Here is a 23,443-nt window from a genome sequence, read left to right as displayed (position 1 = left end):
CGCAACGAAAGACGCGCCAAGCTACAAATCCTCGTTCTCCACGGCACCACACGAGAGTTGTTGACCAAATTTGGAGCCAGCGTGCACGGAAGACGACTCCCTAAGCCCGCCAATCTCCGCGACCACGCACTCGAACGATTGGCCCATCAATCAGACCTTACAAAGCCAAATTTACCTACTAGGAAAAGGCCTTCGGGTTTACAGCATCACCCGACATGCGGTACCTCACACGGGAGAGATCTCACGTCCGGCAAGTTTGCGCCAGAATTCGACAGGAGTGAATTTAGTGAACGAACAGCATACCCCTCCTCGCTCCGAAAAAGCCGAAATGAAGCGCCAGGCTCGCATTAAGGCGCGCAAAGACGCAAATATTGAGACGCGGAAAGCAGAGCGGAAGCAAAAGCGCGCTGCTATTCGCGCATCAGATTCTACGAAATCTTGATTTACTGCTTAAAACACAACTAATAGCAGGTCATTGTCCAGTGCAACCCAGCGAATCTTCAACAATCGCTAGTCATGCACAAGAAGCAGTAAGGCTTTGCCGCGACGAAGCGGCAGCCAATCGCTGGGATCGAGTAATCGCGATTACCGACAATTCCAATCTGATTACGCAACAACCACAGTTGCTGCTTCAACGGTTGCAGGGTGCTTTCATCCTGTCCGATGACAATATTATCAACTGTATTTTAAAGGATCTTCCCGAAGCCGCGCTTCCGCATGAAATCAAATTTGCAACTGTACGGCAACTTTCGATGAACAAGCGCGCACATTTGGCAGCTCAACTGCTTCTAGACACGCCATCTCTTCATGAGACGACGCGCTTCCTTAAATCGACCGGCCTCGTTTTCAAACACCTTCGTGACGCTAATCTCAAACGCGCGCTTCTCGATCTGGTCGCGAAAGTGAGCCGCGGTGGATCATTGATCAAACCTACCGCTACTTCACTAACCTTTGCCGATCAGCCCGCACAAGATTCCTTCGGTAGTGTGAAGATCGTTGCTTCATCTAAAACGGACAAGCATCATCTCAAGGGCCTAAAGCGCGAGGTCGCGGTCTTCAATCGGCTTATGGCACGCCCGCTGAAACCTGTCATCTCCGAGTACGAGAACGTTTTCACTCATCCGTCTGGGCAAATTTGGACCGAAAATAAGGAAATCGTTGTATCGAAGGGGTTCCCCCTCGATGTCACAGATAGAACGCAAGTGCAAAATATTTCGCTTGCGTTTGGAGCCAATCGCGGAAGCAGCGGAATCTATCACTGGCTCATCGATTATCTTCCAAGACTTGCCTGGATCCATAGCAGCGGCCTGATTGAGAATAAAGGATGCCGGATCCTTCTTAACGCTGCACGGTCCAGTTTCGAGCAAGAAACACTGAATATGCTTGATCTTGGAAATGCTGTTCAGAAGCTGAACAGCACGGTCTTCGTTGAACGCCTACTTGTCGCGCGGGTAGGTTTCCGCGGTATGTTGGGATGGCGTCATCTAGACGGCATCTACGAAGAGCTCGGAGAACGTGCGAGCGCCTTAGCAGCAAACAACAACGTAGAATTGCCAGACCGTGTCTATGTCACGCGACGTGATGCTGTCCGGCGTGTGATGAAGAACGAGGCTGATGTAGAAGCCGTAGCGAGGAAGCTTGGATTCACCGTTATGGAGTTTTCCAAGATCCCCCTCTGGCATCAATTTGCGATCGCCCGAAAAGCTTCCGTCATTATGTCTCCTCACGGCGCTGGACTATCTCACATTGTCGTCTCGAAGCCTGGACTTCGCGTAATCGAAATCCTTCCGATCATGGATGGAACGTATCAGCTACGTTTCAACTATGCTCGCCTTTCAATTGTTAAAGGTCATCAATACTCCGCATGGCTCGAGCCGCAGTATCCCGGCTTCGATGCATGGACGGTCGATCTACCGGCCTTCACGATCTTTTTGAAGAAGGCCCTCAGGGAGTCGGCGCCGCCGGCTGGCTCGGATCCGTGAGCTGGATCGTCCAGCTTTTCTGCTCGCCGGTATCGACCTCATAGAAGCCGTTGCGATCGAACCCGCGGGCGAGGCAATCCTCGACGCCGTGGATCGTGAACTCGGCGTCCTTGGTGCACATCAACGAGCGACCGTTCCATTCTCCGCCGCGGGTATAGTCCACGGCGAACACGTAATAGAATCTCGATGCGAGCGCCCCACGCAGCAGGGTTTCGCAGCCCTTGGGGGCCACGTCCCACCAGCCTTCCGTCACCCACCCCTGGCCGTCGCGATATCCAAGTGCGATGCCGACCTTGCTCCCGGTTTGGTTGCACATACGGAGGTCCGCCTGGGCCGGTAAGGGCCGAGCGACGAGGCAGGCAAGAACGAGGCCGGCCAAGACCGCCCCCCGCCCGCCAATGGGGGAGGGGCGGCGACAGCTCACGTCGTCAACCGACGAGAATAATACGGCAATCATTGACATTGGTGCGTGTGGGACCCGGTTGGACGAGGTCGCCGATCGTGGCGAAGAACTTCGTCGAATCATTGTCCGCCAGCATGGCAGCCGGGTCGAGGCCGGCGGCGCGGGCGCGCTCCAGCGTGGTCGGGTCGACAAGCCCGCCGGCTGGATCGGTGGCCGCGCCACGTCCGCCATCGGTCCCGTCGGTATCGGCGGCGATGCCGAGGATGCCGGATTCGCCATCGAGGCCGATCGCGAGGGCGAGGGCGTATTCCTGGTTCGGGCCGCCATGGCCTTCGCCGACGATGGTCACGGTGAGTTCGCCACCGGAGATGATCGCCACCTTGCGGCCGGCCGCCTTCATCTCCTTGGCGAGGGCGGCGTGTTCCGCCGCGACCTCACGGGCCTCACCCTCGACATCTGGGCCGAGCATCACGACCTCGTAGCCGGCGCGCTTCGCGGCCTCCGCCGCCGCATCCAGGGCGTCGATGGGACGGGCGATGATGCGGTATTCAGCGCGGGCGAAGGAGGGGTCGCCCGCCTTCGGCGTCTCGTTGGCCGGGTCGTTGAGGAGCGCCTTGGCGGTCTCCGGCAAGGGAATATTGCGGCGCTCGCAGATCTCGCGCGCGTCGGCGAGCGTCGAGGGGTCGGGCACGGTCGGACCCGAGGCGATCACCGCCGGATCGTCATGCGGCACGTCGGAAATCGCCAGCGTCAGGATCGAGCGCGCGTTGCGGGCCATCATGGCCAGCCGGCCGCCCTTGATCCGGGACAGGTGCTTGCGCACCGCGTTGATCTCGTTGATCGGCGCGCCGGAGCGCAGCAACGCCTTGGTGATCGCCTGTTTCTCGCCGAGGGTGAGATCGCCGGCGGGCGCGATCCAATTCGCCGATCCGCCACCCGAAAGCAGCACCAGCACATCGTCCTCCGGACCGGCATCGGCGGCGATCTTCAGGGCGTCGATAGTGGCGTCGATGCCGGCCTGGTCCGGTACCGGGTGTCCGGCCTCGACCATGCGGATCATCGGGGCTTCTTCGCCGTAGCCGTGGCGGGCCACCGCCAGACCGACGATGCGGCTCTCGTCGACGCCGTGCTGCTCCCGGTAGAACCGGCTCGCGACCGCGGCCATGCTTCCGCCGGCCTTGCCGGCACCGAGGATGATCAGCCGACCCGTGCCGGGGGCGGGCAGATGCGGCACCAGGCAGCGGGAGGGATGCGCGGCGGCGATCGCCTCGTCGAGGAAGCCGAGAAGCAGGCCGCGAGCGGCGTCGTGGGACGAAGGGGAGAGAGCGGGCGAAGCGTGTGAAGGCGCGGTCATGGCGTGTCCGTGTCTCATCAAGGTCCGATCGCGCGGGCCGGATTGCTTGTCCGCCGGATTATTGCCGTGGCGGCGCGATCGCCTATACGTGCTGTGCCCGAGCCCTGCCGCCTCGGCAAGCGTGCGATGACCCGACCGGCGGCGTGTTTCATGCCTGAAGAGGGGGATTTCCTCCCGATCGGCCCCGAAGGACCGTGCCCGCCTCATGTTTCCGCCGCATCCCGTCGAGACGATTCCCGGCGATCCCGCCTCGGGACTCCTCCTTATCTGCGAGCATGCCTCGAATCACGTTCCGGAGGATCTGGCGCAGCTCGGGGTGCCCGAGCGGGAATTCGCGCGCCACATCGCCTACGATATCGGCGCGGCCGAGGTCACCCGGCGGCTTGCGGCCCATCTCGGCGTGCCGGCCATCCTCACGCGGTTCTCACGCCTGGTCATCGATCCCAACCGGGGGCGCGAGGACCCGACGCTGGTCATGCGTCTGTCGGACGGCGCCGTGGTGCCGGGCAATGCCAGGATCGACGAAGCCGGAAAGGAGGAGCGCATCCGGCGCTTCTATGTGCCCTTCGACGAAGCAGTGGATACGGCCGTCGCGCAGGCCACGGAGGCAGGCGTGCCGCCCTCCATCGTCACGATGCACAGTTTCACGGCCTCGTGGCGCGGCTATATGCGGCCCTGGCATGTGGGCATCCTGTGGGACAGGGACGACCGTATGAGCGCGCCCCTCATCGCCGGGCTCCGCACCGACCCGGCCGGGCTGACGGTGGGCGATAACGAGCCTTATGGCGGCGGCCTGCCGGGCGACACGATCGATCGCCACGCCATCGCACGCGGCCTTCCCAACGCCCTCGTGGAGATCCGGCAGGATCTCATCGCCCTGGAGCCGGGCCAGATCGAATGGGCGGCGCGTTTCGCCAAGCTCCTCCGACCGCTGATGCCGAAAGCCGGCTGACTTTCATTCCGCGATGAGCAGAGAGCTCATACGAAAACGGCGGGGCTCAGGCCCCGCCGTTTTCGTCATTCCGTCGGCCTCTGTTTAGCGGGGGCCGCCCGAGGTGCGGCCGTACTGCCAGACCGGGAAGCTGTTCTGCTCGGCGTTGCCTTCCTGGGCGGAATCGACGCTGCGGCGGCTGACGACCGACCCGGTGGTCAAGTCGTCACCGGCGACGACCTGACGGCCTGCACTGCCGGGAGCTGCATAGGCCGAGATACCGGCGGGCGCATTATAGCTCTGAGCGAGAGCAGGCGAAGCAACGACGCCGAGGCTCAAAGCAACAGCAGCGACAGCGGAAGCGAGACGAGTGTTCATGACTACGTCCTATTGAATGTCGCGGTCTCCGTCAGAGGGCGGTGGGCCGTGAGTTCTTGTGTAGACCCGATGTAGGACGAACCCTGCCGCAACGTCGTGCGGTTTGGCACCTGCATGCGCGAGACGCCGGGCGAGCGCTGATTTGAGGCCTTGCGATGCGTCAGGCGCAAGGGAGCGAAGAGAAATGTCCGGCGCCTCCCGCATTCTCGCGGGAGGTCATGCGCGCGCAGGAACGCCGGGAAAGCCATGCGTCCGAAAGCCATGCGCCCGAAAACGGGACCGCGCGTCAGCGATGGTATATCCTCGCGCGAAAGCGGTAACTGCCCGCGAGCCGAAGGATGAGGAAACTGCCATGACCGAAATCGACACCGCCACGCAGACCGAATTGGAAGCCGCGGTGTTCCGCCGCCTCGTTGCGCATCTGCAGACGCGCAGCGACGTCCAGAATATCGACCTCATGAACATGGCCGGCTTCTGCCGCAACTGCCTGTCGAACTGGATGAAGGACGCCGCCGACGAGCGCGGCCTGGGCCTCAGCAAGGACGAGACTCGCGAGCGCGTCTACGGAATGCCCTACGAGGAATGGAAGCGGCTGAACCAGGCCGAGGCCACGCCCGAGCAACAGTCGGCCTTCTCGAAGGCGCAAGCCGAGCCGCACTAAGCTTCCGGTAAGCGTGATCGCTTAACCAGCCTCCTCCGGCGCATCCCACCCGATGCGCCTCAGATCAGGAATTGAGACGCTCATGGCCGCTTCCGCCGCACCCGCCGTCGATGCCTCCTCGGTTGCCGCCGACCAGCTCAAGAGCTTCATCGAGCGCATCGAGCGCCTGGAGGAGGAAAAGGCCGGCCTCGCCGGCGACATCAAGGACGTCTATGCCGAGGCCAAGGGCACCGGCTTCGACGTGAAGGCCCTGCGCAAGATCATCTCCCTGCGCAAGAAGGACCATGCCGAGCGGCAGGAGGAAGAAGCCATCCTGGAGCTCTACATGCAGGCCCTCGGCATGGTGTAGCCCGACATCGCGCGGCGCTCCATCGAGGCCGAAGGCGGCCGTCTTCCCCTGACCGACTGGGCGGAAGACGGGTCGAGCTGATGCTGACCGTGCTCACGCCACGTCGCACTGAGCCCGGCGGGCTCGCCTCCGCGCGGCGGCACGGACAGGCATGCGACACGGCAGACCTCCTTCCTCACGACAAGAAATGAGGACCGGGCGGGAGGTGCTCGGTGCCTCCCGCCGCTTCAGAGCCGGGTCCGTTCGCCGCGCAGGGTGGCCCCGGCCTCGACGGCCCCACCCTTGGAGACGGCGATGCGCTGCGACAGGTAGATGCCGCGATGGCCCGAACAGGCATAGGCGGTGAAACACGCGACCGCGATGGCGACGCCGTGTGTCGCCCCGAACAGTTCGATCCCCATCAGCGTACAGGCAAGGGGGGTGTTAGCCGCTCCCGCGAAAACCGCCACGAAACCGAGAGCCGCCATCAGGTCGAGGGGTGCCCCCATCAGGCCACCCAGCGCATTGCCGAGGGCGGCGCCGATGAAGAAGAGTGGTGTGACTTCCCCACCCTTGAAGCCCGAGGCCAGAGTGACGACGGTGAAGAGGATCTTCCAGGCCCAGGACCAGGGATGGACCTCCGGCCCGAAGAAGCTCGCGATGCTCAGGCCTCCCGGATCCGGCGCCGTGACGCCGAGGCCGAGATAGTCACGGGTGCCCAGCGCATAGACGAGGCCGATCACGGCCATTCCACCCAGGACGGGGCGCAGGGGTCCGTAGGGAATCAAGCGCTTCAGCCAGCCGCCGAGGAGGTGGTTGGCTTCCGCGAAGACGAGCGCCACGAGCCCGAAGGCGATGCCGGCGACCGCCGTTTTGGCCAATAGGCTTGGATCGAGGGCGATCGGGCCGGTCACGTCCGCCAGATAGGCGATGCGAAAGAGCGAATGATGGATGCCCCAGGCCTGGCAGGCCCAATCGCCGATGACAGACGCCAGTAGGCAGGGAATGAGCGCGCCATATTCCACCCGGCCGATCGCCAGGACTTCGAGAGCGAAGACGGCTCCGGCGATAGGGGTGCCGAACACCGCCCCGAACCCTGCGGCCACGCCTGCCATCAGCACGATGCGGGTGGCCGCCGGATCGAGCTTCGCCAGCCGCCCGATGCCGCTGGCGAGGCTGCCGCCGAGTTGCACCGCCGTACCTTCCCGCCCGGCCGAGCCGCCGAAGAGATGTGTGACCACGGTGCCGAGAAAGATCAGCGGTGCCATGCGCAGGGGAACGCCGCCCCCGGGCTCATGAATCTGATCGACGATGAGGTTGTTGCCGCCCTCCACGCTGCGCCCGACACGGTGGTAGAGCAGGCCGATGGCGAAGCCCCCGACAGGCAGCAGGAACAGCAGCCACGGATGCGAGAACCGGGCTTTCGTCGCGACGTCGAGACTCCAGAGAAACGCTGCGCAAAGCGTACCGACGACGGCCGCCAGCGGCATGAGGATCACCGCCCAGCGCGCGAACGCCACGACCCAAGCCGCGCATCGCCTCGTGGCGCGCTTGAGCCCGGTAAACCGATCTTTGAGGAAGGCGAGCATGGCTCCACCGTCTTGCTGAATGGCAAAAGGGTAGGAATCATCAGCCCTTGTGGCGGTTCGGCTTACGCCCGGCAGAATCCATTGCCAGGGCCTTCGTGTCCCGTGGCCGGCAGCGCGTCAAGCCGGGGCGGCTCCCCGTACCCAACGATGCGCAGCCCATCACCGCCGCCCCGGTTTCGGCATCGACGCTGGTGGGCGACCCTCGCCGTCGCGACGTTCAGCGACCGGCAGCCACAGCGCGGGTGGACGATCCGGTGAAGCGCGCGGCGGTGAGGTCGTCGCCGGGGCTACGTCCCGAGAAACGGCTGCGCACGCCGCTTTCCGCCTGAGCGACGAGGCCGGCCGGCGCGGCATCGGTGCGAGCACGCGACGGTGCGACATGAACGGGCGAGGCGCGGCTAGCCGGCGCGGTCGAAGCTGCGGCCACCTCGAACAGGGCGCGCAATTGCGTCTTCGCGTCGGCATCGGCCGGCACGGGCCGGGCCAGGCGGGTGGGTGCGGCAGGAACGGTCGGCGTCGCGGCCATCCCGGTGGGGCCGAGGCTCGCCACCTGGATGGAAGGCCGCGGCGGCGGCAGAGGCATGGTGAGCGCAGCGGTGACGGCGGCGAGTTCCGAGGGCCGGCGTGGCGGCAGCGGCACGTCGATCAGGCTCGATTCTGCATCGGCGGCAGCGGTCGGTTTGGCGACCTCCTGGGTGAGGAGGCTCTGCGCATCGCGTTCGTCACGGCGCAGGAGAGCACCTTTGAGGGCATCGGACGCGGCCGGGGCGGCGTAAGCCAGGGCCTCGCGGGTGCCGGACTGGTCGTCCGGATCGGCACTGGCCACGAGAACGGTGGGCTTTGCGCGAGCCCGGGCCGGAGCTTCGGGCGGCGGCGCAGGGGTCTTGGAGCCGCCACCGAAGAGGCTGGCGAAGAAGCCCTTGATGCTCGGGCCGTCATCCTCCTCCACCGTCGCGACCTGGGTCACGCCGAGCACGGTGCCGCCACGGGCGAGCACTTCGGCACGGGCAAGCTCGTAGCCCGGCAGGGGCCGGTTGTCGGCGGGCAGGTGCACGGTCTTGCCGTCGGGGAACAGGCGCGCCAGCTGATCATGGCTCATGCGCGGCCAGGAACGGACCGACCCGACATCGAGATGGACGAAGGGAGAGCCGGCATGGGGATACCAGCCGACACCGCCGCGCTGCATCCGCATGCCCACCGCACGAAGCTGGTCGATGGAAACATCCGGCAGGTAGAAATCCATCGCCTTGCCGAGCATGTGTTGGCTGAACTCGGCCACGGCGCGCGACCGGCGGCGCAGCATGGCGTTGGTGCCCGGTGACCGATAGGCCGAGACCACGGTGATCGGCTCCTGCGAGCCCACCGACCGGTAGGCCTCCCACACCGTGTCGAACAGGCGCGGGTCCATCTTGGTTGGCTCGTCCATGCGCCAGTCGCGCAGCATCCAGTTGAGCTGTTCCAGCGCGGCCCGGTCGTAGCGACCGTCACGTTTGAACGTGATCGTGGCGCTCTCTTTCGTATGGGTATGGTAGATCGAGAGGGTGCGGGTATCGCCATTGGCGACCGCATCCTGCGTCCCCCGCGTGCCCGCGCCGAGCGCCAGGGCGATGCCCGACGCCACGATGATCGAGCGGCGTAGGCGAGGATGGGAACAGGCGTTGCGGAGATAGACGAGCAGGCGCGAGGCAGGCTGGGTGGATCGATCGGCCGGCTGGGCCTCTTCTCGTAGCGAACTGCCCACGATCGTCCTCACCTCTGCCAGACCGCGCGTTGTCGCGCGGATCATGGTGAACGCAAGGTTGCCGAAAACCGTAAATGGACGGTTATCGGGTCCTCAGCCATTCGCCGGTCTACAAAACGGCTAGGTTTGAACCGTGGCGAAATCGTGCCGCCGCGCCGGCACGATCAAGACGCCGCAAGAGCGGCATCACACATTCTGGCTCGCGTGACATTCACGCAACAAGAGGAGGCGCGCTACCACCAGCCGCGGGAGACCGGGGCCGGGGCAGGGGCTGGGGGGGCTCCCCATGGATCGACGCCTGCGGCTTCGGCGGACCGGGAGGCGCGGACGGGAGCGGCTCCGGCTGACACGGCAGGGCGCGACACCGTACGACGAGCCTCTGTCGACGGAGCACTCGCACCCGGTGCCGATGGCGCCGGTCGCACCGCGACCTTGGCCGGAGGCTTTGCGGGTGCCTTGGTCGGAGCTTTGGCGACGAGCAGGCTTCCCGGCGCGAGGCCGAGCGCGATCTTCATACGCGCGTCGTGGCCGTAGAGATCGGAATAGGTGCGCAAAGCCCCGTGATCGTCCGCCGCTAGGGTGAAATACGCGAGATGGACCGGCAGCTTCTCCGGCAGGCGGATGGTGCGCTCGCCCTTGCCAATGAGCTTCTTCAAGCGCTCGCTCGACCAAGCTTCGGGAAGCACCGAATCGGCGAAACGGAAGGGATCGTCCACGCGCACGCAGCCATGGCTCATCGCCCGCTGAGAGGCGGAGAACAGCGAGCGGTTGGGGGTGTCGTGCAGGTAGACGGCATGGTTGTTGGGAAACAGGAACTTGATGAAGCCGAGCGCATTCCGCTCGCCCGGCGGCTGGCGCACCGAGATGTTGCCGTTGCGATAGACGACCTCGTAGCCGCGACGAGCCGCGTAATTCGGGTCGCGGGCCAGGGCGGGCAGGAACTCGTTCTTCAGGATCGAGGGCGGCACGTTCCAGGACGGGTTGACGACGGCGTATTCCATCATCCCCGAAAAGACCGGCGTCGGCGTCTCGGTCTTACCGACGATGACGCGGGTCTCGTCGCGCACCGACCCATTGCGGATCACGCGCAGGCGAAATTCGGGAATGTTGACCAGAACGTAGTCGCGTCCGAGATCGCTCGGCAGCCAGCGCCAGCGCTCCATGTTGACGAGGACCGTCGATTCCTCGTCGCTCGCGCGTGCAGACGGCTCGGACCGGCCGAGGGCGGCGACGGTCTGTGGCGTGAGCGTACCGGTGGCCGGCAGGCCACGGCCCCGCTGAAACTTCGCCACCGCGGCGGACACGGCCCCGTCGAACGCATCCGGCTCGCCCGACGCGGCGTCGAGGGTACCGGCGGTGCGGGTCGGCAGACCGAAATGTTTGCGCAGGGCAGGGACACGGGGATCGTGCATCCCAACCTTCAGGACCGGTCCAGCGGGAATCGACACGGGCGACGTCGCCATGGGCGCGCCGTGAAGATTGCGCAGGCTGGCGAGCCGGGCTTTCAAGGCGAGGTAGCCGGCCTGCGCCGGGTTGTAGCCCTGCAGCGCGGCGCCGGCCTGCGGACCAGCGCTGGCGACGCGCGCCAGAACCGCATCCGCACCGGGAATGTCGAGGGTGGGCGTGATCAGGCGCGAGACGGCGGCCAGGTTGACGCGCGCGCCGCGCGCATCCTTGGCGTAGAGCACGATGGCGGCCGAGAGTTTCAGCTCGATCTCGGCGGTCTGGGCCTCGGTCAATCCCTGCGTGCCGATGACCGGTACCGGATAGGCCTGAACGTTGAGACCATCCTCGGCCGCGAGGGCGAGCCGCGACGCGGCGGCCTTGGCGGCAGCCGTGAAGGCTCCATCGACCACCCAGACCGGCTTGAAGGCGCCGAGCCCGTAGAAGGCCTGCATCGCCTCCCGATCCTTCGTGCTCAGGCGGGCGAGAAGCGGGGCCGGATCGGCGAGACGAGCGGCCAGGGCCGCCCCCATCGGATCGGTCGGCACCGGAGCGGCGGCCACCGCGGCGGCGGGCTCGGAGCCCGTTTCAGCCTTCGAGGGTGAATCCTCGGCGCTTCTGGTCTCCGACGCGCCTTCCCGGGGGGCATCGGATGGGACCTGCGCGGAATCTCCCGCCACGGCGGGCTCTGCCGGGTTGGGAGAGGGGGATACGGGCGAGGAGATCGCCCCGGTCGCCGCCGTATCGCCCTGTCCCTGATCGGATGAGACCGAGGGCGTGGCGGCGCTCTGCACCACGGACGGAGTCTGGTCGAGCCGAGGCTCGGCCTTTGCCGCGTAGCCGACACAACCGACCATGAGGGCGGCCAGTGCGACGGAGGCGGAGCGCGAAGCGCCCATGATGAAACTCCCGGGACCGGCCGTATCAGCCGTGTTTGCGGTCAAACAATCGCTGCTTGCGCAACCGCTTGCAACGGCGCGCGGGCAACAGTGGAGGCTTGCCGGGATCTCCCGGCCCGAAACGCAGTGCCTTGACGCACATCCCGGCCAGACGGGCCGCGACGGAAACGCTGCCCCAGTCTCAGGCGGCGGCTTCGTCGCTCTTCTCGTCGTCGTCGAGACCGAGATCCTTCAGCTTGCGATAGAGCGTCGACCGGCCGATGCCGAGGCGCCTCGACACTTCCGACATGCGGCCCCGGTAATATTGCAGGGCGTAGCGGATGATCTCCGCCTCCAGCTCGTCCATCGGCTTCATCTCGCCGGTCTCCTCGGTGACGAGGGTCATCGCATGGGGGTCGCGGACTTCGACGCGGACGATTTCGCGCACCGGCTCGGGCATGCCGGCCTGAACCATGGGCTGGACCGGGGCGGCCGGAATGCGCACGTCGAACCCTTCCACCTGCGCGGCGATCTGCGGGAACTCGGACACGGTGAGCTCGTCGCTATCGGCGAGCACCACGGCGCGGAACAGGGCGTTCTCGAGCTGGCGGACATTGCCGGGCCACCCGTAGCGGCAGAGCAGCGACATGGCCTCCGGCGTGATCGCACGGACGCGCTTTCCTTCCTCGGCCGCGAAGCGCGCACAGAACGAGCGCACCAAGTCCGGGATGTCCTCGCGGCGCGCCCGGAGCGGGGGCAGGGTCATCGGGAAAACGTTGAGGCGGTAATACAGGTCCTCGCGGAAGCGCCCCTGCTTGACGAGGTCGAGGAGCGAACGGTTCGTGGCCGAGATCAGCCGGATGTCGATCCGAACGCTGCGCTTGGCGCCCACCGGATCGACTTCGCCCTCCTGCAGCGCGCGCAGGAGCTTCACCTGGGCATCGAGCGGCAACTCGCCGATCTCGTCGAGGAACAGCGTTCCGCCCGAGGCTTCGACGAACTTGCCCATATGACGCTCGGTTGCGCCCGTGAACGCGCCCTTCTCATGCCCGAACAAGGTCGATTCCACGAGATTGTCGGGGATCGCCCCGCAATTGACCGTGACGAAAGCCTTGCCGCGCCGATCGCCCGACCCCTGGATCGCACGGGCCAGAACTTCCTTGCCGACGCCGGACTCGCCCTCGATGAGGACCGGGATGTTGGACTTAGCCGAACGCTCGGCCAGCCGGATCACACGCTCCATGTCGGGACTGCGCGAGGACAGGTCCTTAAAGGTGAGCGAGCCGGAGGCGCGCCGCCGCATGCGACGCACCTCTTCTTCCAGCTGATCGACCTTGAGCGCGTTCTTGATCGACACCTGAAGCCGCTCGGCACCGGCCGGCTTCACCACGAAATCGGTGGCGCCGGCCCGCATGGCGTTGACGACGGCGTCGATGGAGCCGTTGGACGTCTGGACGATGACGGGCGTGTCGAGGCCCGATTGGCGCATCTGGGCCATGACGGCGAGACCGTCGAGCCCGCCTGGCATCACCAGATCGAGGAGCACGACGTCGATAGGCTCGCCGGACCGCAACACGGACAGCCCGTCCTCACCGCTCTCGGCGACCTTCACTTCGAAACCGAGGCGACGCACCATCGCTTCGGCGAGCCGGCGCTGGACGGGATCGTCGTCGACGATGAGGACCGTTGTCGACATGCGGAAAGCCTCGACCGTGTGCTGTGAAAGGTGATCGCCCCCAGGATATCGCCCTGCGAACCAGCCACCGGTGTTTCGTTTCGATCCGTAGGGTGAGCGAAGAGCGTAAAGCTGTGCTTAACGACGATCCCACTTTCTTTCCTGATGGTCCACTCCCCGGGCGGGTTGGGCCGGCGGAGGCTCTGCCGGAGATTCGTTGCGGCGGAATGCACCGACTCGGTTGATCACGCGGCCCTGGCGCTCGATATCAACCCCGACGGCGCGGGAACGCCGCTTCAGGATCAAAGTCACCATGTCGAGCCGAGCCGTCGTTCATGCCAGCCTGCCCAGCGCCGCCCGGATGCCGGCCGGCCAACGATCGGAAGGGACCAACGTCGCGAGGGCTGCCGCTCTTGCTCTCGATCTCGGCTCGCTTCCCGAATGGGATCTGAGCGACCTCTATTCCGGAATCGATTCGCCGGACTTCCGTAGCGACATCGCGCGGGCGGAGCGCGAATGCAGCGACTTCTCGGAGCGCTGGAGCGGCGTCATCGCCGAGATCGCTGAGGGGCCCGATGCGTCCTCGCGACTCGCCGAGGCGGTAGCCGCCTATGAGGCGATCGAGGACCGCCTCGGCCGCCTGATGTCATTCGCCGGCCTGGTCTATTCGGGCGACACCACGGACGAGCGGCGCCAGAAGTTCTACGGTGACACTCAGGAACGCCTGACCACGGCCTCGGGCCACCTCCTGTTCTTCGCCCTGGAGATCAACCGGGTCGACGACACCCTGATGGACGCCGCCATGGCGGAAGGCCCCCTGGCGCATTACCGCCCCTGGGTCGAGGATCTGCGCCGCGAGAAGCCGTTTCAACTCGACGACCGCACCGAGAAGCTGTTTCTCGAGAAGTCGGTGACCGGACGTTCTGCCTGGAACCGGCTGTTCGATGGCACGATCGCCTCCCTGCGCTTCCCCCTCCAGGGCGAGATGCTCACCCTGGAGCCGACGCTCAACAAGCTGCAGGACCCGGACGGGGCGGTGCGGAAGGAGGCGGCCGGGGCCCTGGGCGACGTGTTCCGCGCCAATCTGCGGACCTTCGCCCTCATCACCAACACCCTGGCCAAGGACAAGGAGATTTCCGACCGCTGGCGCGGGTTCAAGGATGTGGCCGACGACCGCCACTTGTCGAACCGGGTCGAACCCGAGGTGGTGGCGGCCATGGTAGACGCCGTGCAGGCGGCCTATCCACGCCTCTCGCACCGCTATTACAAACTGAAGGCGAAGTGGTTCGGCGTCGACGTCCTGCCCTATTGGGACCGCAACGCACCGCTGCCGCGAGTGGAGCAGCGCACGATTCCCTGGGCCGAAGCGCGCGACATGGTGCTCGACGCCTACGGGGCCTTCTCACCGCGCATGGCGGACATCGCCAAGACCTTCTTCGACCGCCGCTGGATCGATGCGCCGACACGTCCGGGCAAGGCACCGGGCGCGTTCGCCCATCCCACCGTGCCCTCGGCGCATCCCTATGTGCTGGTGAATTACCAGGGCAAGCCGCGGGACGTGATGACCCTCGCGCACGAACTCGGCCACGGGGTGCATCAGGTTCTGGCCTCGCGCAACGGTGCGCTGATGGCGCCGACGCCGCTGACGCTGGCCGAGACCGCGAGCGTGTTCGGCGAGATGCTGACGTTCCGGCGCCTGCTCGCCTCCACGACCGACACGGTCCAGCGCAGGGCGATGCTGGCGGCCAAGGTCGAGGACATGATCAACACGGTCGTGCGCCAGATCGCGTTCTATCTCTTCGAGCGGAAGGTCCATCTCGCCCGCGCCGAGGGAGAACTCACGGCCGAGCAGATCAACGGCCTCTGGATGTCGGTGCAGGCCGAGAGCTTCGGCCCGGCGATCTCACTCGATGCGGGCTACGAGCCGTTCTGGGCGTATATTCCACACTTCATCCACTCGCCGTTCTACGTCTACGCCTACGCATTCGGCGATTGCCTCGTGAACTCGCTCTATGGCGTCTACGCCAAGGCGGAGGAAGGCTTCGTCGACCGCTACTTCGCGCTGCTCTCTGCCGGTGGGTCGAAGCCCTACGGTGAGCTCCTGGCCCCCTTCGGCCTCAACGCCAGCGACCCCGCCTTCTGGCAGATCGGCCTCAACATGATCGAGGGGATGATCGTGGAGTTGGAAGCGATGGAGGGATAGGGGCCTTTGCGCTGCGGTCTTTCCGTTGTACAGAATGTACAACGGAAAGATGAATTGCCATGAAGCTCGAAGTAAAAAAGATCGGAAATTCCACTGGGCTCATCCTGCCACGGGAATTGATCAACAAGCTCAATCTGCGGCAGGGCCAGTGGCTCCACATCACCGAGATGCCCGATGGTGGAGTGCGGCTGACCCCTTACGATCCTGATTTCGACAAGGCGATGGCGATCGTCGACGACATCATGGAGGAGTATAAGGATACCTTGCGGGCGCTGGCGCAGTGACCGAGCCCCGTTGGTTGACCTTTGAAGAGGTCAAAGTCGCCCACGAGCGCCAGCTCGTCCGGTTTGGTGGTCCTCCTGGTCTCAGAGACGAGAACGCACTCGAATCCGCTTTGGCGCGGCCTGTGAATCGCTGGCGGTACGAAGACGGCGATTTAGCGTTACTGGCTGCGGCCTATGCATTCGGTCTCGCGCGCAATCATGCCTTCATCGATGGCAACAAGCGCATCGCCTTCGTGGCGATGACATTGTTCCTACGGCTCAACCACGTTGCTTTCCGCCCGGATCAGGCCGAGGCGACTCGAATGATTTTCGGTCTCGCCGCGAGCGAGATCGACGAGGACGGCCTCATGCGCTGGATCCGCGACAACTGGCCAACGGCGTAGCCCCTTCCGCGACGCAAGTTCCGCGACCCATGGGCCCATGGCCCTGGTACCCTTCGGGAAGGAGCCTATCTCGTGGTGACACTCTTTCGTCGCGCAGAATGGATTCGATGGCCGATCACGACAACGAAGCCAACCGCTTCTCGGCGCGCGCCAGCCGCTATGCCCGGGTGGGTGCGAATGTGGGCGGCGTCGCCGCGCGCATGGCCGGCGCCAAGTTCTTCGGTAAGGGCGAGACCCCGACCAACGCGGCGGCGTTGGCGCAGGCCCTCGGCGGGCTGAAGGGTCCGATCATGAAGGTGGCGCAGCTGCTCGCCACCGTGCCGGATCTGCTGCCACCGGAATACGCGACCGAGCTACAGAAACTGCAATCCGACGCGCCGCCCATGGGAGCGGCCTTCGTCAAGCGCCGGATGATGGCCGAGCTCGGACCCGATTGGCAGAAAAGGTTCGGCTCCTTCGATCTCAGGCCCGCCGCCGCCGCCTCCCTCGGCCAGGTCCATCGCGCGACCGGCCTGGATGGGACACCCTTCGCCTGCAAGCTTCAGTATCCCGACATGCAATCGGCCGTGGAGGCCGATCTGAAGCAGTTGGAAATCGCCTTTGCCCTCCATCGCCGCCTCAGCTCGTGGCTCGATACCCGCGAGATTGCTAAGGAGATCGGCGCCCGAGTTAGGGAGGAACTCGATTACGAGCGCGAGGCGAAACATGCCGCCCTCTACGGGGCGGTATTGCAGGACATCGCGGATGTGAGGGTGCCGGCGATCCACACGGGTCTCTCGACGAAGCGCCTCCTCACCCTGGGCTGGCTCGAGGGGGACAGGATCCTCGACTTCACCGAGGAGCCGATCGAGATCCGCAACCGCCTCGCGCAGGCGATGTTCAAGGCGTGGTGGCACCCTTTCAGCCGAGCCGCCGTCATCCATGGCGACCCGCATCTCGGCAATTATACCGTGTTCTCGGAGGACGGTGAGGCGCGCGGCATCAATCTTCTGGATTACGGCTGCGTTCGCATCTTCCACCCCCGCTTCGTCGGCGGGGTGGTCGATCTCTATCGCGGCCTCCTCGACAACGACCATGCCCGGATCGTCCACGCCTACGAGGTCTGGGGGTTCAAGAGCCTCACCAAGGAGCTGATCGAGATCCTCAACATCTGGGCGCGGTTCATCTACGGCCCAATCCTGGAGGACCGCACGAGGACCGTGGCCGATGGGGTCAAGCCCGGAGAGTACGGGCGGCGGCAGGCCTTCGAGGTGCACCAAGCCCTGAAGCAGCGCGGCCCCGTGACGGTGCCACAGGAATTCGTCTTCATGGACCGGGCAGCGGTGGGGCTCGGCGCCGTGTTCCTGCACCTGCGTTCGGAGCTGAATTACCATCGGCTGTTCGAGGCCGAGATCGAGCGCTTCTCTCTCGAGACCCTGACCGAGCGGCAGGGCACAGCCCTGATGGCGGCAGGCCTTCCGCTTCCGGTCTAGGTAGATCGCGAAGCGGCTTTCAGCGAACCCGCCTTCGAACACCGGCGATCCGTCGAAGACCGGGCGGGTCCGCTTCGGCCCGTTCCCACGAGTCTTGTTCGCCGCCAGGAAGCACCGTAGGGCGGGCACGACCGCCTGCGGGTAAGCTCGCGCATGACAGGCGGGGATGAACTGTCATTCCATTGGATAAATCCCGCTTCCCATATTTTCGCCAGTCGGTATCTCGATTGCGAGCGATCGAGGCTTGCGCTAAATCCGCTTGGAACCAATCAAGATGATGACCAAGGGGACGAGCGCAAGATGGCTGATGCGAAGAGCGTGACCGGCGTGCATTACAGCCCGGCGATGGACGAGAAGACCCACGAACAGACCTATCGCGGCTTTGTCCGGTTTGTGGAAATCGGCACGGGCGTGGTGATCTGCTGGGTGCTCGCCCTGGCCGTGGGCGGTATTCACGAGGCCTGGCTCACCGCCATCTTCGGTGTTCTCCTGTCGGGAGCCGCCGGCGCCGTGGGTGCATTCGTACCCAGCATCGGCTGGAAGGCACCGTTCGCGGTGGCGCTCCTGCTGGCGCTGTACCTCTTCTTCGCGTGACGTAGCCCAGGATCGCTGGTATACCAGCGATCCGCGGCTCTATATTCCTGCTAAGCCGCGGCAATCGAGCATGATTGCCGAAGGAGGTCTTTGAATGCTCATCGCTGTCCTGACAGAGTCGGATCCCGCTGAGCCGCGGGTGGCGGCGGTGCCCGATACGATCAAGAAATTCAGAGGACTCGGCGTCGACGTCACGGTCCAGTCCGGCGCGGGCCTGAAGGCCGGTGTTCCGGACGCGGAATACGAAGCGGTGGGCGCCAGCATCGCCGCCACGGCCGAGGAGACGGCGAAGGACGCCGATCTCGTCCTCAAGGTCAGGCGCCCCAACGAGGACGAGCTGAAGCTTCTGAAGAGCGGCGCCACCGTCGTCGCCATCATGGATCCCTACGGGAACGAGACCGCGCTGCAGGCCATGGCGGATGCCGGCATCAGCGCTTTCTCAATGGAGCTGATGCCCCGCATCACCCGCGCCCAGGTGATGGACGTCCTGTCCTCCCAAGCCAATCTCGCGGGCTACCGCGCCGTGGTCGATGGCGCCGCCGAATACGGGCGCGCCATGCCGATGATGATGACCGCCGCCGGCACCGTGCCGGCCGCCCGCGTCTTCGTCATGGGTGTCGGTGTCGCCGGTCTCCAGGCCATCGCCACCGCGAGGCGCATGGGAGCGGTAGTGACGGCCACGGATGTGCGGCCCGCCACCAAGGAACAGGTCGAATCCCTCGGGGCCAAGTTCGTGGCCGTGGAGGACGACGAGTTCAAGCAGGCTGAGACGTCCGGTGGCTATGCCAAGGAAATGTCTGCCGAATACCAGAAGAAGCAGGCCGAGCTCGTGGCGACGCATATCGCCAAGCAGGACATCGTCATCACGACGGCGCTGATCCCCGGTCGGCCGGCCCCGAAGCTCGTGTCGGAATCCATGGTCGCGTCCATGAAGCCGGGTTCGGTGCTCATCGACCTCGCCGTCGAGCGCGGCGGCAACGTCGCCGGTGCCGAGGCGGGCGAGATCGTCACCACCGAGAACGGCGTCAAGATCGTGGGCCACGTGAACGTCGCCGGCCGCCTCGCGGCCACGGCGTCCAGCCTCTACGCCAGAAACCTGTTCGCGTTCGTCGAGACACTGATCGACAAGGAAGCCAAGGCCCTCGCCATCAAATGGGATGACGAGCTCGTGAAGGCGACGAACCTCACCCGGGACGGACAGGTAGTCCACCCCGCCTTCCAGCCCAAAGCAGCCTGATCCCGGCGGAGAGACAGATGGCCACCCTTCCCCCCGAACAGGCCGCCGAGCAGGCACGCGCCGCCGCTGCCGCCGCCCGCGCCTCCGCCGACCAGGCGCAGAGCATCGCCGACAGCCTCAGCCAAGGCCTCAGCCATGGCATCTCCGTTGTCACCCATGGCGCGGTCGATCCCACCGTCTTCCAGCTCGCGATCTTCGTGCTCGCGATCTTCGTCGGCTACTACGTGGTGTGGTCGGTGACCCCGGCGCTCCACACCCCCCTGATGTCGGTCACCAACGCGATCTCCTCGGTCATCATCGTCGGCGCGCTGCTGGCGGCGGGCGTACCGTTGATCGAGAAGGGAACCGGCTGGGCTCGCTTCTTCGGCTTCGTGGGCATTGTGCTCGCCAGCGTCAACATCTTCGGCGGGTTCCTCGTCACACAGCGCATGCTCGCCATGTACAAGAAGAAGGCTTGAGACGATGTCCCAGAACGTCTCCGCCCTTCTCTACATCGTCTCCGGCGTCCTGTTCATCATGGCGCTGCGGGGGCTCTCGCACCCGACCACGTCGCGGCAGGGTAACCTGTACGGCATGGTCGGCATGGGCCTTGCGGTCCTGACCACCCTGGTCGGCCATCCGCCAGCCGGATTCGGCGCCTGGATCATCGTCCTCCTCGGCCTCGCCATCGGCGGCGGCGCAGGCGCGGTGATCGCCAAGCGGGTGCCGATGACCGCCATGCCTCAGCTCGTGGCCGCCTTCCACTCCCTCGTGGGTCTCGCCGCCGTGGCGGGTGCGGCCGGCACGCTCTATGCCCCGCAGGCAGTCGGCATCCTCGAGAACGGCCATATCCATAAGGAATCGCTGTTCGAGATGGCGCTCGGCGTCGCCATCGGCGCGATTACCTTCACCGGTTCGGTCATCGCCTTCGCCAAGCTCGACGGACGCATGTCCGGCAAGCCGATCATGCTGCCGCAGCGGCACGCGATCAACATCGCCCTGGGCATCGCCCTGGTCGGCCTGATCGCCGTGTTCATCGGCACCGAGAGCAAGGCGATCTTCTGGCTGATCGTGGTGCTGTCCTTCGTGCTCGGCGGACTGCTGATCATCCCGATCGGCGGCGCGGACATGCCCGTCGTCGTGTCGATGCTCAATTCCTATTCGGGTTGGGCGGCGGCCGGCATCGGCTTCACCCTGGGCAACCTCGCGCTCATCATCACCGGCGCCCTCGTCGGCTCCTCCGGTGCGATCCTGTCCTACATCATGTGCAAGGCGATGAACCGCTCGTTCATCTCCGTGATCCTCGGTGGCTTCGGCGGCGACGCCGCTGCGGCCGGTGCGGGTGGGGCTGTCGAGACGCGCCCCGTGAAGCAGGGATCGGCCGACGATGCAGCCTACATCATGAAGAATGCCGAGCGCGTCATCATCGTCCCCGGCTACGGCATGGCGGTGGCGCAGGCCCAACACTCGCTCCGCGAGATGGTGGACCTGCTTAAGAAGGAAGGCGTCGACGTGAAATACGCCATCCACCCCGTCGCCGGCCGCATGCCCGGGCACATGAACGTGCTGCTGGCGGAAGCCAATGTGCCCTACGACGAGGTCCACGAGCTCGAGGACATCAACGGCGACTTCCCGCAGGCGGACGTGGCCTTCGTCATCGGCGCCAACGACGTCACCAACCCGGCCGCCAAGACCGACAAGACCTCGCCGATCTACGGCATGCCGATCCTCGACGTGGAGAAGGCCAAGACGGTCCTCTTCATCAAGCGCGGAATGGGCTCTGGCTATGCCGGCGTGGAGAACGAGGTCTTCTTCCGCGACAACACCATGATGCTCTTCGGCGATGCCAAGAAGGTCGTGGACTCGATCGTCAAGAACCTCTGAGCGACGCGGGGCGGCCTTCCGCCCCGTCAGTCTCGACTGCGAAGGGTCGGCGCCATGCGCCGGCCCTTTTCTCGTCTGGGTAAGAGCGAGTTCCGGTCTTGCCCCACGCGTCACCGCGAAGCCGGCAGCGCAGTAGCGCCGGGTAGCCCCGGCCGGGTAGACTGATTGCGTGTCAGCCGCCTCAGCCCTCGCCCCAACCCGCGCCTTCCTCGGCGTCACCCGCTCCATCATGGGGCGGCCCTGGCGTGACCGCTGCGGCGAGGCGGCCGCCCAGGCCTATGCCGCGACGATGGTTCAGGCCCATGGCCTGCCCGACCTTCTCGCCCGTGTCCTCGCCTCCCGTGGCGTCCGGCCTGACGAAGCGGAGGCCTATCTCCAGCCGCGACTACGCGACCTGATGCCGGACCCGTCCCGCCTGGTGGACATGGAGGGCGCGGCCGAACGGCTCGCCCGTGCGGTCGAGAGCCACGAGCATGTGGCGGTGTTCGGCGATTACGACGTCGATGGCGCGGCGAGCGCGGCGCTGATCGCCGGCTACCTACGTTCTCTCGGCCTGACGGTGGACATCCACATTCCGGACCGGATCACGGAAGGGTACGGCCCCAACGTGGCGGCGGTCACGTCGCTGGCGGAGGGCGGGGCAAAGCTCCTCGTCTGCGTCGATTGCGGCACGAGCGGCCACGAGCCCCTCGCAGCCGCGGCCGAGCTCGGCCTCGATGTGATCGTCCTCGATCATCACGGCGCACCGGAGGTCCTGCCCTCGGTGCGCGCCTTGGTGAACCCGAACCGGCTCGACGACATTTCGGGCTTCGGCCACCTCTGCGCGGCAGGTGTCGTCTTCCTCACCCTCGTAGCGCTCAACCGCCGCCTGAGGCGGGGAGGGAGGGAAGATCTGCCCGATCTCGCCGAATCCCTGGATCTGGTGGCGCTGGCGACGGTGGCCGACGTGGTGCCACTGACCGGCCTCAACCGCGCCTTCGTCGTCCAGGGACTGAAAGTGATGCGCGGCCGGGGCCGGATCGGCCTCGCCGCCCTGTTCGATGCGGCATCCTTGAGCGAGCCGCCGGAATCCTGGCATCTCGGCTATCTCCTCGGTCCGCGCATCAATGCCGGCGGGCGCATCGGCCATGCGGGGCTCGGTGCAGCCCTTCTCACCAGCACAGATCCGGTCGAGGCGAACCGCATCGCCTCCGAACTCGACCTCCTCAACCGCGAACGCCAGGGCATCGAGGCGCAGGCCGTTCTCGAAGCCGAGGCCGAGATGGATCGCGCCCTGACCCTGGATCCGGACAAGCCGGTCCTGGTGACCGCCTCCGCCACTTGGCATCCTGGCGTGGTCGGCCTCGTAGCGGCCCGCCTGAAGGAACGGTTCGGCCGACCGGCTTTCGCGTTCGCCCTACGGCCGGACGGGACGGCGACGGGGTCGGGCCGCTCCGTAGCCGGTGTCGATCTCGGATTTGCGGTGCGGGAGGCGGTGAATGCGGGCCTTCTCGTCAAGGGCGGCGGGCACGCCATGGCGGCTGGCGCGACGCTGCCGGGCCACGATCCCAGGCTCTTCGGCGAGTTTCTCGCCACCGCCCTCGCAGCAGCGGTGGCGGAGGCGAGGGCGGTGGAAGCGCTCCTCATCGACGGTACGGTGAGCGCGGGCGGTGCAACGGCGGAGGTGGTTCGCCTCGTCCAGCGCGCCGGGCCGTTCGGTGCCGGGGCGCCGGAGCCCGTCTTCGCCCTGTCGCATCACCGGCTCGTCGATGCGGGCATCGTCGGCAACGGCCATGTGCGCGCGCGCTTCAGGAGCCGGGATGGCCAGGCCATCGGCGCCATTGCCTTTCGTTCCGCGCAGGGGCCGTTGGGGCAGGCGCTCCTCGGCGGGATCGGGCAGGAATTCCACGTGGCCGGCACCCTCGCCATCGATACCTGGCGCGGCGGCGAGCGGGTGCAATTGCGCATCGGTGATCTCGCCACACCCTGAACTTTGCGCGCCCGCATGCGCAGGATGTGTTGACACCCGCGCAAGCCCTCACCATAAGGGCCCGCGCGCTGCCGA

20 protein-coding genes and 1 riboswitch are annotated in these 23,443 nt (G+C 65.8%); of the genes, 13 read left to right on the top strand and 7 right to left on the bottom strand.

Going from position 1 to position 23,443, the window contains the following annotated elements; translation table 11 throughout:
- Positions 1-482: 482 nt before the first annotated feature.
- Complete coding sequence (locus AC0IXR_RS19220) at positions 483-1,982, top strand: glycosyltransferase family 61 protein (protein ID WP_311274656.1); 1,500 nt, start codon at positions 483-485, stop codon at positions 1,980-1,982.
- Here the strand turns inward: AC0IXR_RS19220 and AC0IXR_RS19215 are convergent.
- Both AC0IXR_RS19215 and AC0IXR_RS19210 read right to left on the bottom strand, forming a co-directional pair.
- The gene (locus AC0IXR_RS19215; protein WP_471761831.1) at positions 1,945-2,439 is read right to left on the bottom strand and encodes a DUF1036 domain-containing protein; all 495 of its coding nucleotides are present in this window, start codon (positions 2,437-2,439) and stop codon (positions 1,945-1,947) included. The genes AC0IXR_RS19220 and AC0IXR_RS19215 overlap by 38 nt on opposite strands.
- Positions 2,411-3,739 (bottom strand): glycerate kinase type-2 family protein, encoded by a 1,329-nt coding sequence (locus AC0IXR_RS19210; RefSeq protein WP_471761830.1) that lies wholly within the window; start codon positions 3,737-3,739, stop codon positions 2,411-2,413. Before AC0IXR_RS19210 ends, AC0IXR_RS19215 begins: the two co-directional genes overlap by 29 nt.
- Positions 3,740-3,944: 205 nt before the next feature.
- Here AC0IXR_RS19210 and AC0IXR_RS19205 point away from each other — a divergent pair, with 205 nt between their 5' ends.
- The gene (locus tag AC0IXR_RS19205; protein WP_471761829.1) at positions 3,945-4,691 is read left to right on the top strand and encodes an N-formylglutamate amidohydrolase; all 747 of its coding nucleotides are present in this window, start codon (positions 3,945-3,947) and stop codon (positions 4,689-4,691) included.
- An 84-nt stretch (positions 4,692-4,775) separates the two neighbouring features.
- On the opposite strand, the gene AC0IXR_RS19200 is transcribed toward AC0IXR_RS19205, so the two are convergent.
- Positions 4,776-5,048: a hypothetical protein gene (locus tag AC0IXR_RS19200; RefSeq protein WP_471761828.1), complete on the bottom strand. Its 273-nt coding sequence runs from the start codon at positions 5,046-5,048 to the stop codon at positions 4,776-4,778.
- A 352-nt stretch (positions 5,049-5,400) separates the two neighbouring features.
- Here AC0IXR_RS19200 and AC0IXR_RS19195 point away from each other — a divergent pair, with 352 nt between their 5' ends.
- Together AC0IXR_RS19195 and AC0IXR_RS19190 are read left to right on the top strand one after the other, a co-directional pair.
- Positions 5,401-5,709 (top strand): DUF1244 domain-containing protein, encoded by a 309-nt coding sequence (locus tag AC0IXR_RS19195; RefSeq protein WP_056429233.1) that lies wholly within the window; start codon positions 5,401-5,403, stop codon positions 5,707-5,709.
- An 82-nt stretch (positions 5,710-5,791) separates the two neighbouring features.
- Complete coding sequence (locus AC0IXR_RS19190) at positions 5,792-6,058, top strand: DUF2312 domain-containing protein (protein WP_018044356.1); 267 nt, start codon at positions 5,792-5,794, stop codon at positions 6,056-6,058.
- Between the two features lie 227 nt (positions 6,059-6,285).
- Here AC0IXR_RS19190 and AC0IXR_RS19185 read toward each other — a convergent pair whose 3' ends face one another.
- The 4 genes from AC0IXR_RS19185 to AC0IXR_RS19170 form a co-directional block, all read right to left on the bottom strand.
- Positions 6,286-7,626 carry a voltage-gated chloride channel family protein gene (locus AC0IXR_RS19185; RefSeq protein WP_471761827.1) on the bottom strand — a complete coding sequence of 447 codons (1,341 nt, stop codon included), beginning with the start codon at positions 7,624-7,626 and terminating at the stop codon, positions 6,286-6,288.
- 24 nt (positions 7,627-7,650) lie between these two features.
- Positions 7,651-7,721, bottom strand: a riboswitch (Fluoride riboswitch).
- A 122-nt stretch (positions 7,722-7,843) separates the two neighbouring features.
- Complete coding sequence (locus tag AC0IXR_RS19180; RefSeq protein ID WP_419952746.1) at positions 7,844-9,412, bottom strand: peptidoglycan L,D-endopeptidase MepK; 1,569 nt, start codon at positions 9,410-9,412, stop codon at positions 7,844-7,846.
- A 188-nt stretch (positions 9,413-9,600) separates the two neighbouring features.
- A complete protein-coding gene (locus AC0IXR_RS19175; protein ID WP_471761826.1) occupies positions 9,601-11,709 on the bottom strand; it encodes a L,D-transpeptidase family protein in 2,109 nt (702 codons plus the stop codon).
- Between the two features lie 181 nt (positions 11,710-11,890).
- The gene (locus AC0IXR_RS19170) at positions 11,891-13,384 is read right to left on the bottom strand and encodes a sigma-54-dependent transcriptional regulator (RefSeq protein ID WP_056429202.1); all 1,494 of its coding nucleotides are present in this window, start codon (positions 13,382-13,384) and stop codon (positions 11,891-11,893) included.
- Between the two features lie 340 nt (positions 13,385-13,724).
- Here AC0IXR_RS19170 and AC0IXR_RS19165 point away from each other — a divergent pair, with 340 nt between their 5' ends.
- The 9 genes from AC0IXR_RS19165 to recJ all read left to right on the top strand — a co-directional run bounded on the left by AC0IXR_RS19165 (position 13,725) and on the right by recJ (position 23,368).
- Positions 13,725-15,566 (top strand): M3 family oligoendopeptidase, encoded by a 1,842-nt coding sequence (locus tag AC0IXR_RS19165; protein ID WP_471761901.1) that lies wholly within the window; start codon positions 13,725-13,727, stop codon positions 15,564-15,566.
- 59 nt (positions 15,567-15,625) lie between these two features.
- Positions 15,626-15,850, top strand: a complete 225-nt coding sequence (locus AC0IXR_RS19160) for an AbrB/MazE/SpoVT family DNA-binding domain-containing protein (RefSeq protein WP_471761825.1) — start codon at positions 15,626-15,628, stop codon at positions 15,848-15,850.
- Complete coding sequence (locus AC0IXR_RS19155; protein WP_471761824.1) at positions 15,847-16,233, top strand: type II toxin-antitoxin system death-on-curing family toxin; 387 nt, start codon at positions 15,847-15,849, stop codon at positions 16,231-16,233. The genes AC0IXR_RS19160 and AC0IXR_RS19155 overlap by 4 nt, the downstream gene beginning before the upstream one ends.
- 107 nt (positions 16,234-16,340) lie before the next feature.
- The gene (locus tag AC0IXR_RS19150; RefSeq protein WP_471761823.1) at positions 16,341-17,705 is read left to right on the top strand and encodes an ABC1 kinase family protein; all 1,365 of its coding nucleotides are present in this window, start codon (positions 16,341-16,343) and stop codon (positions 17,703-17,705) included.
- 300 nt (positions 17,706-18,005) lie between these two features.
- Complete coding sequence (locus tag AC0IXR_RS19145) at positions 18,006-18,299, top strand: aa3-type cytochrome c oxidase subunit IV (RefSeq protein WP_056429210.1); 294 nt, start codon at positions 18,006-18,008, stop codon at positions 18,297-18,299.
- 94 nt (positions 18,300-18,393) lie between these two features.
- Positions 18,394-19,536 (top strand): Re/Si-specific NAD(P)(+) transhydrogenase subunit alpha, encoded by a 1,143-nt coding sequence (locus AC0IXR_RS19140; protein WP_471761822.1) that lies wholly within the window; start codon positions 18,394-18,396, stop codon positions 19,534-19,536.
- A gap of 17 nt (positions 19,537-19,553) precedes the next feature.
- A complete protein-coding gene (locus AC0IXR_RS19135; protein ID WP_056429213.1) occupies positions 19,554-19,994 on the top strand; it encodes a proton-translocating transhydrogenase family protein in 441 nt (146 codons plus the stop codon).
- 4 nt (positions 19,995-19,998) lie between these two features.
- Complete coding sequence (locus AC0IXR_RS19130; protein WP_056429217.1) at positions 19,999-21,399, top strand: NAD(P)(+) transhydrogenase (Re/Si-specific) subunit beta; 1,401 nt, start codon at positions 19,999-20,001, stop codon at positions 21,397-21,399.
- 229 nt (positions 21,400-21,628) lie between these two features.
- Positions 21,629-23,368: a single-stranded-DNA-specific exonuclease RecJ gene (recJ, locus tag AC0IXR_RS19125; RefSeq protein WP_471761900.1), complete on the top strand. Its 1,740-nt coding sequence runs from the start codon at positions 21,629-21,631 to the stop codon at positions 23,366-23,368.
- Positions 23,369-23,443: the final 75 nt, after the last annotated feature.

It is taken from the genome of Methylobacterium sp. AC832, from assembly GCF_979256025.1.
The sequence above is the reverse complement of the archived record's forward strand: the minus strand, read 5'-3'. Positions and strand labels throughout refer to the sequence as shown.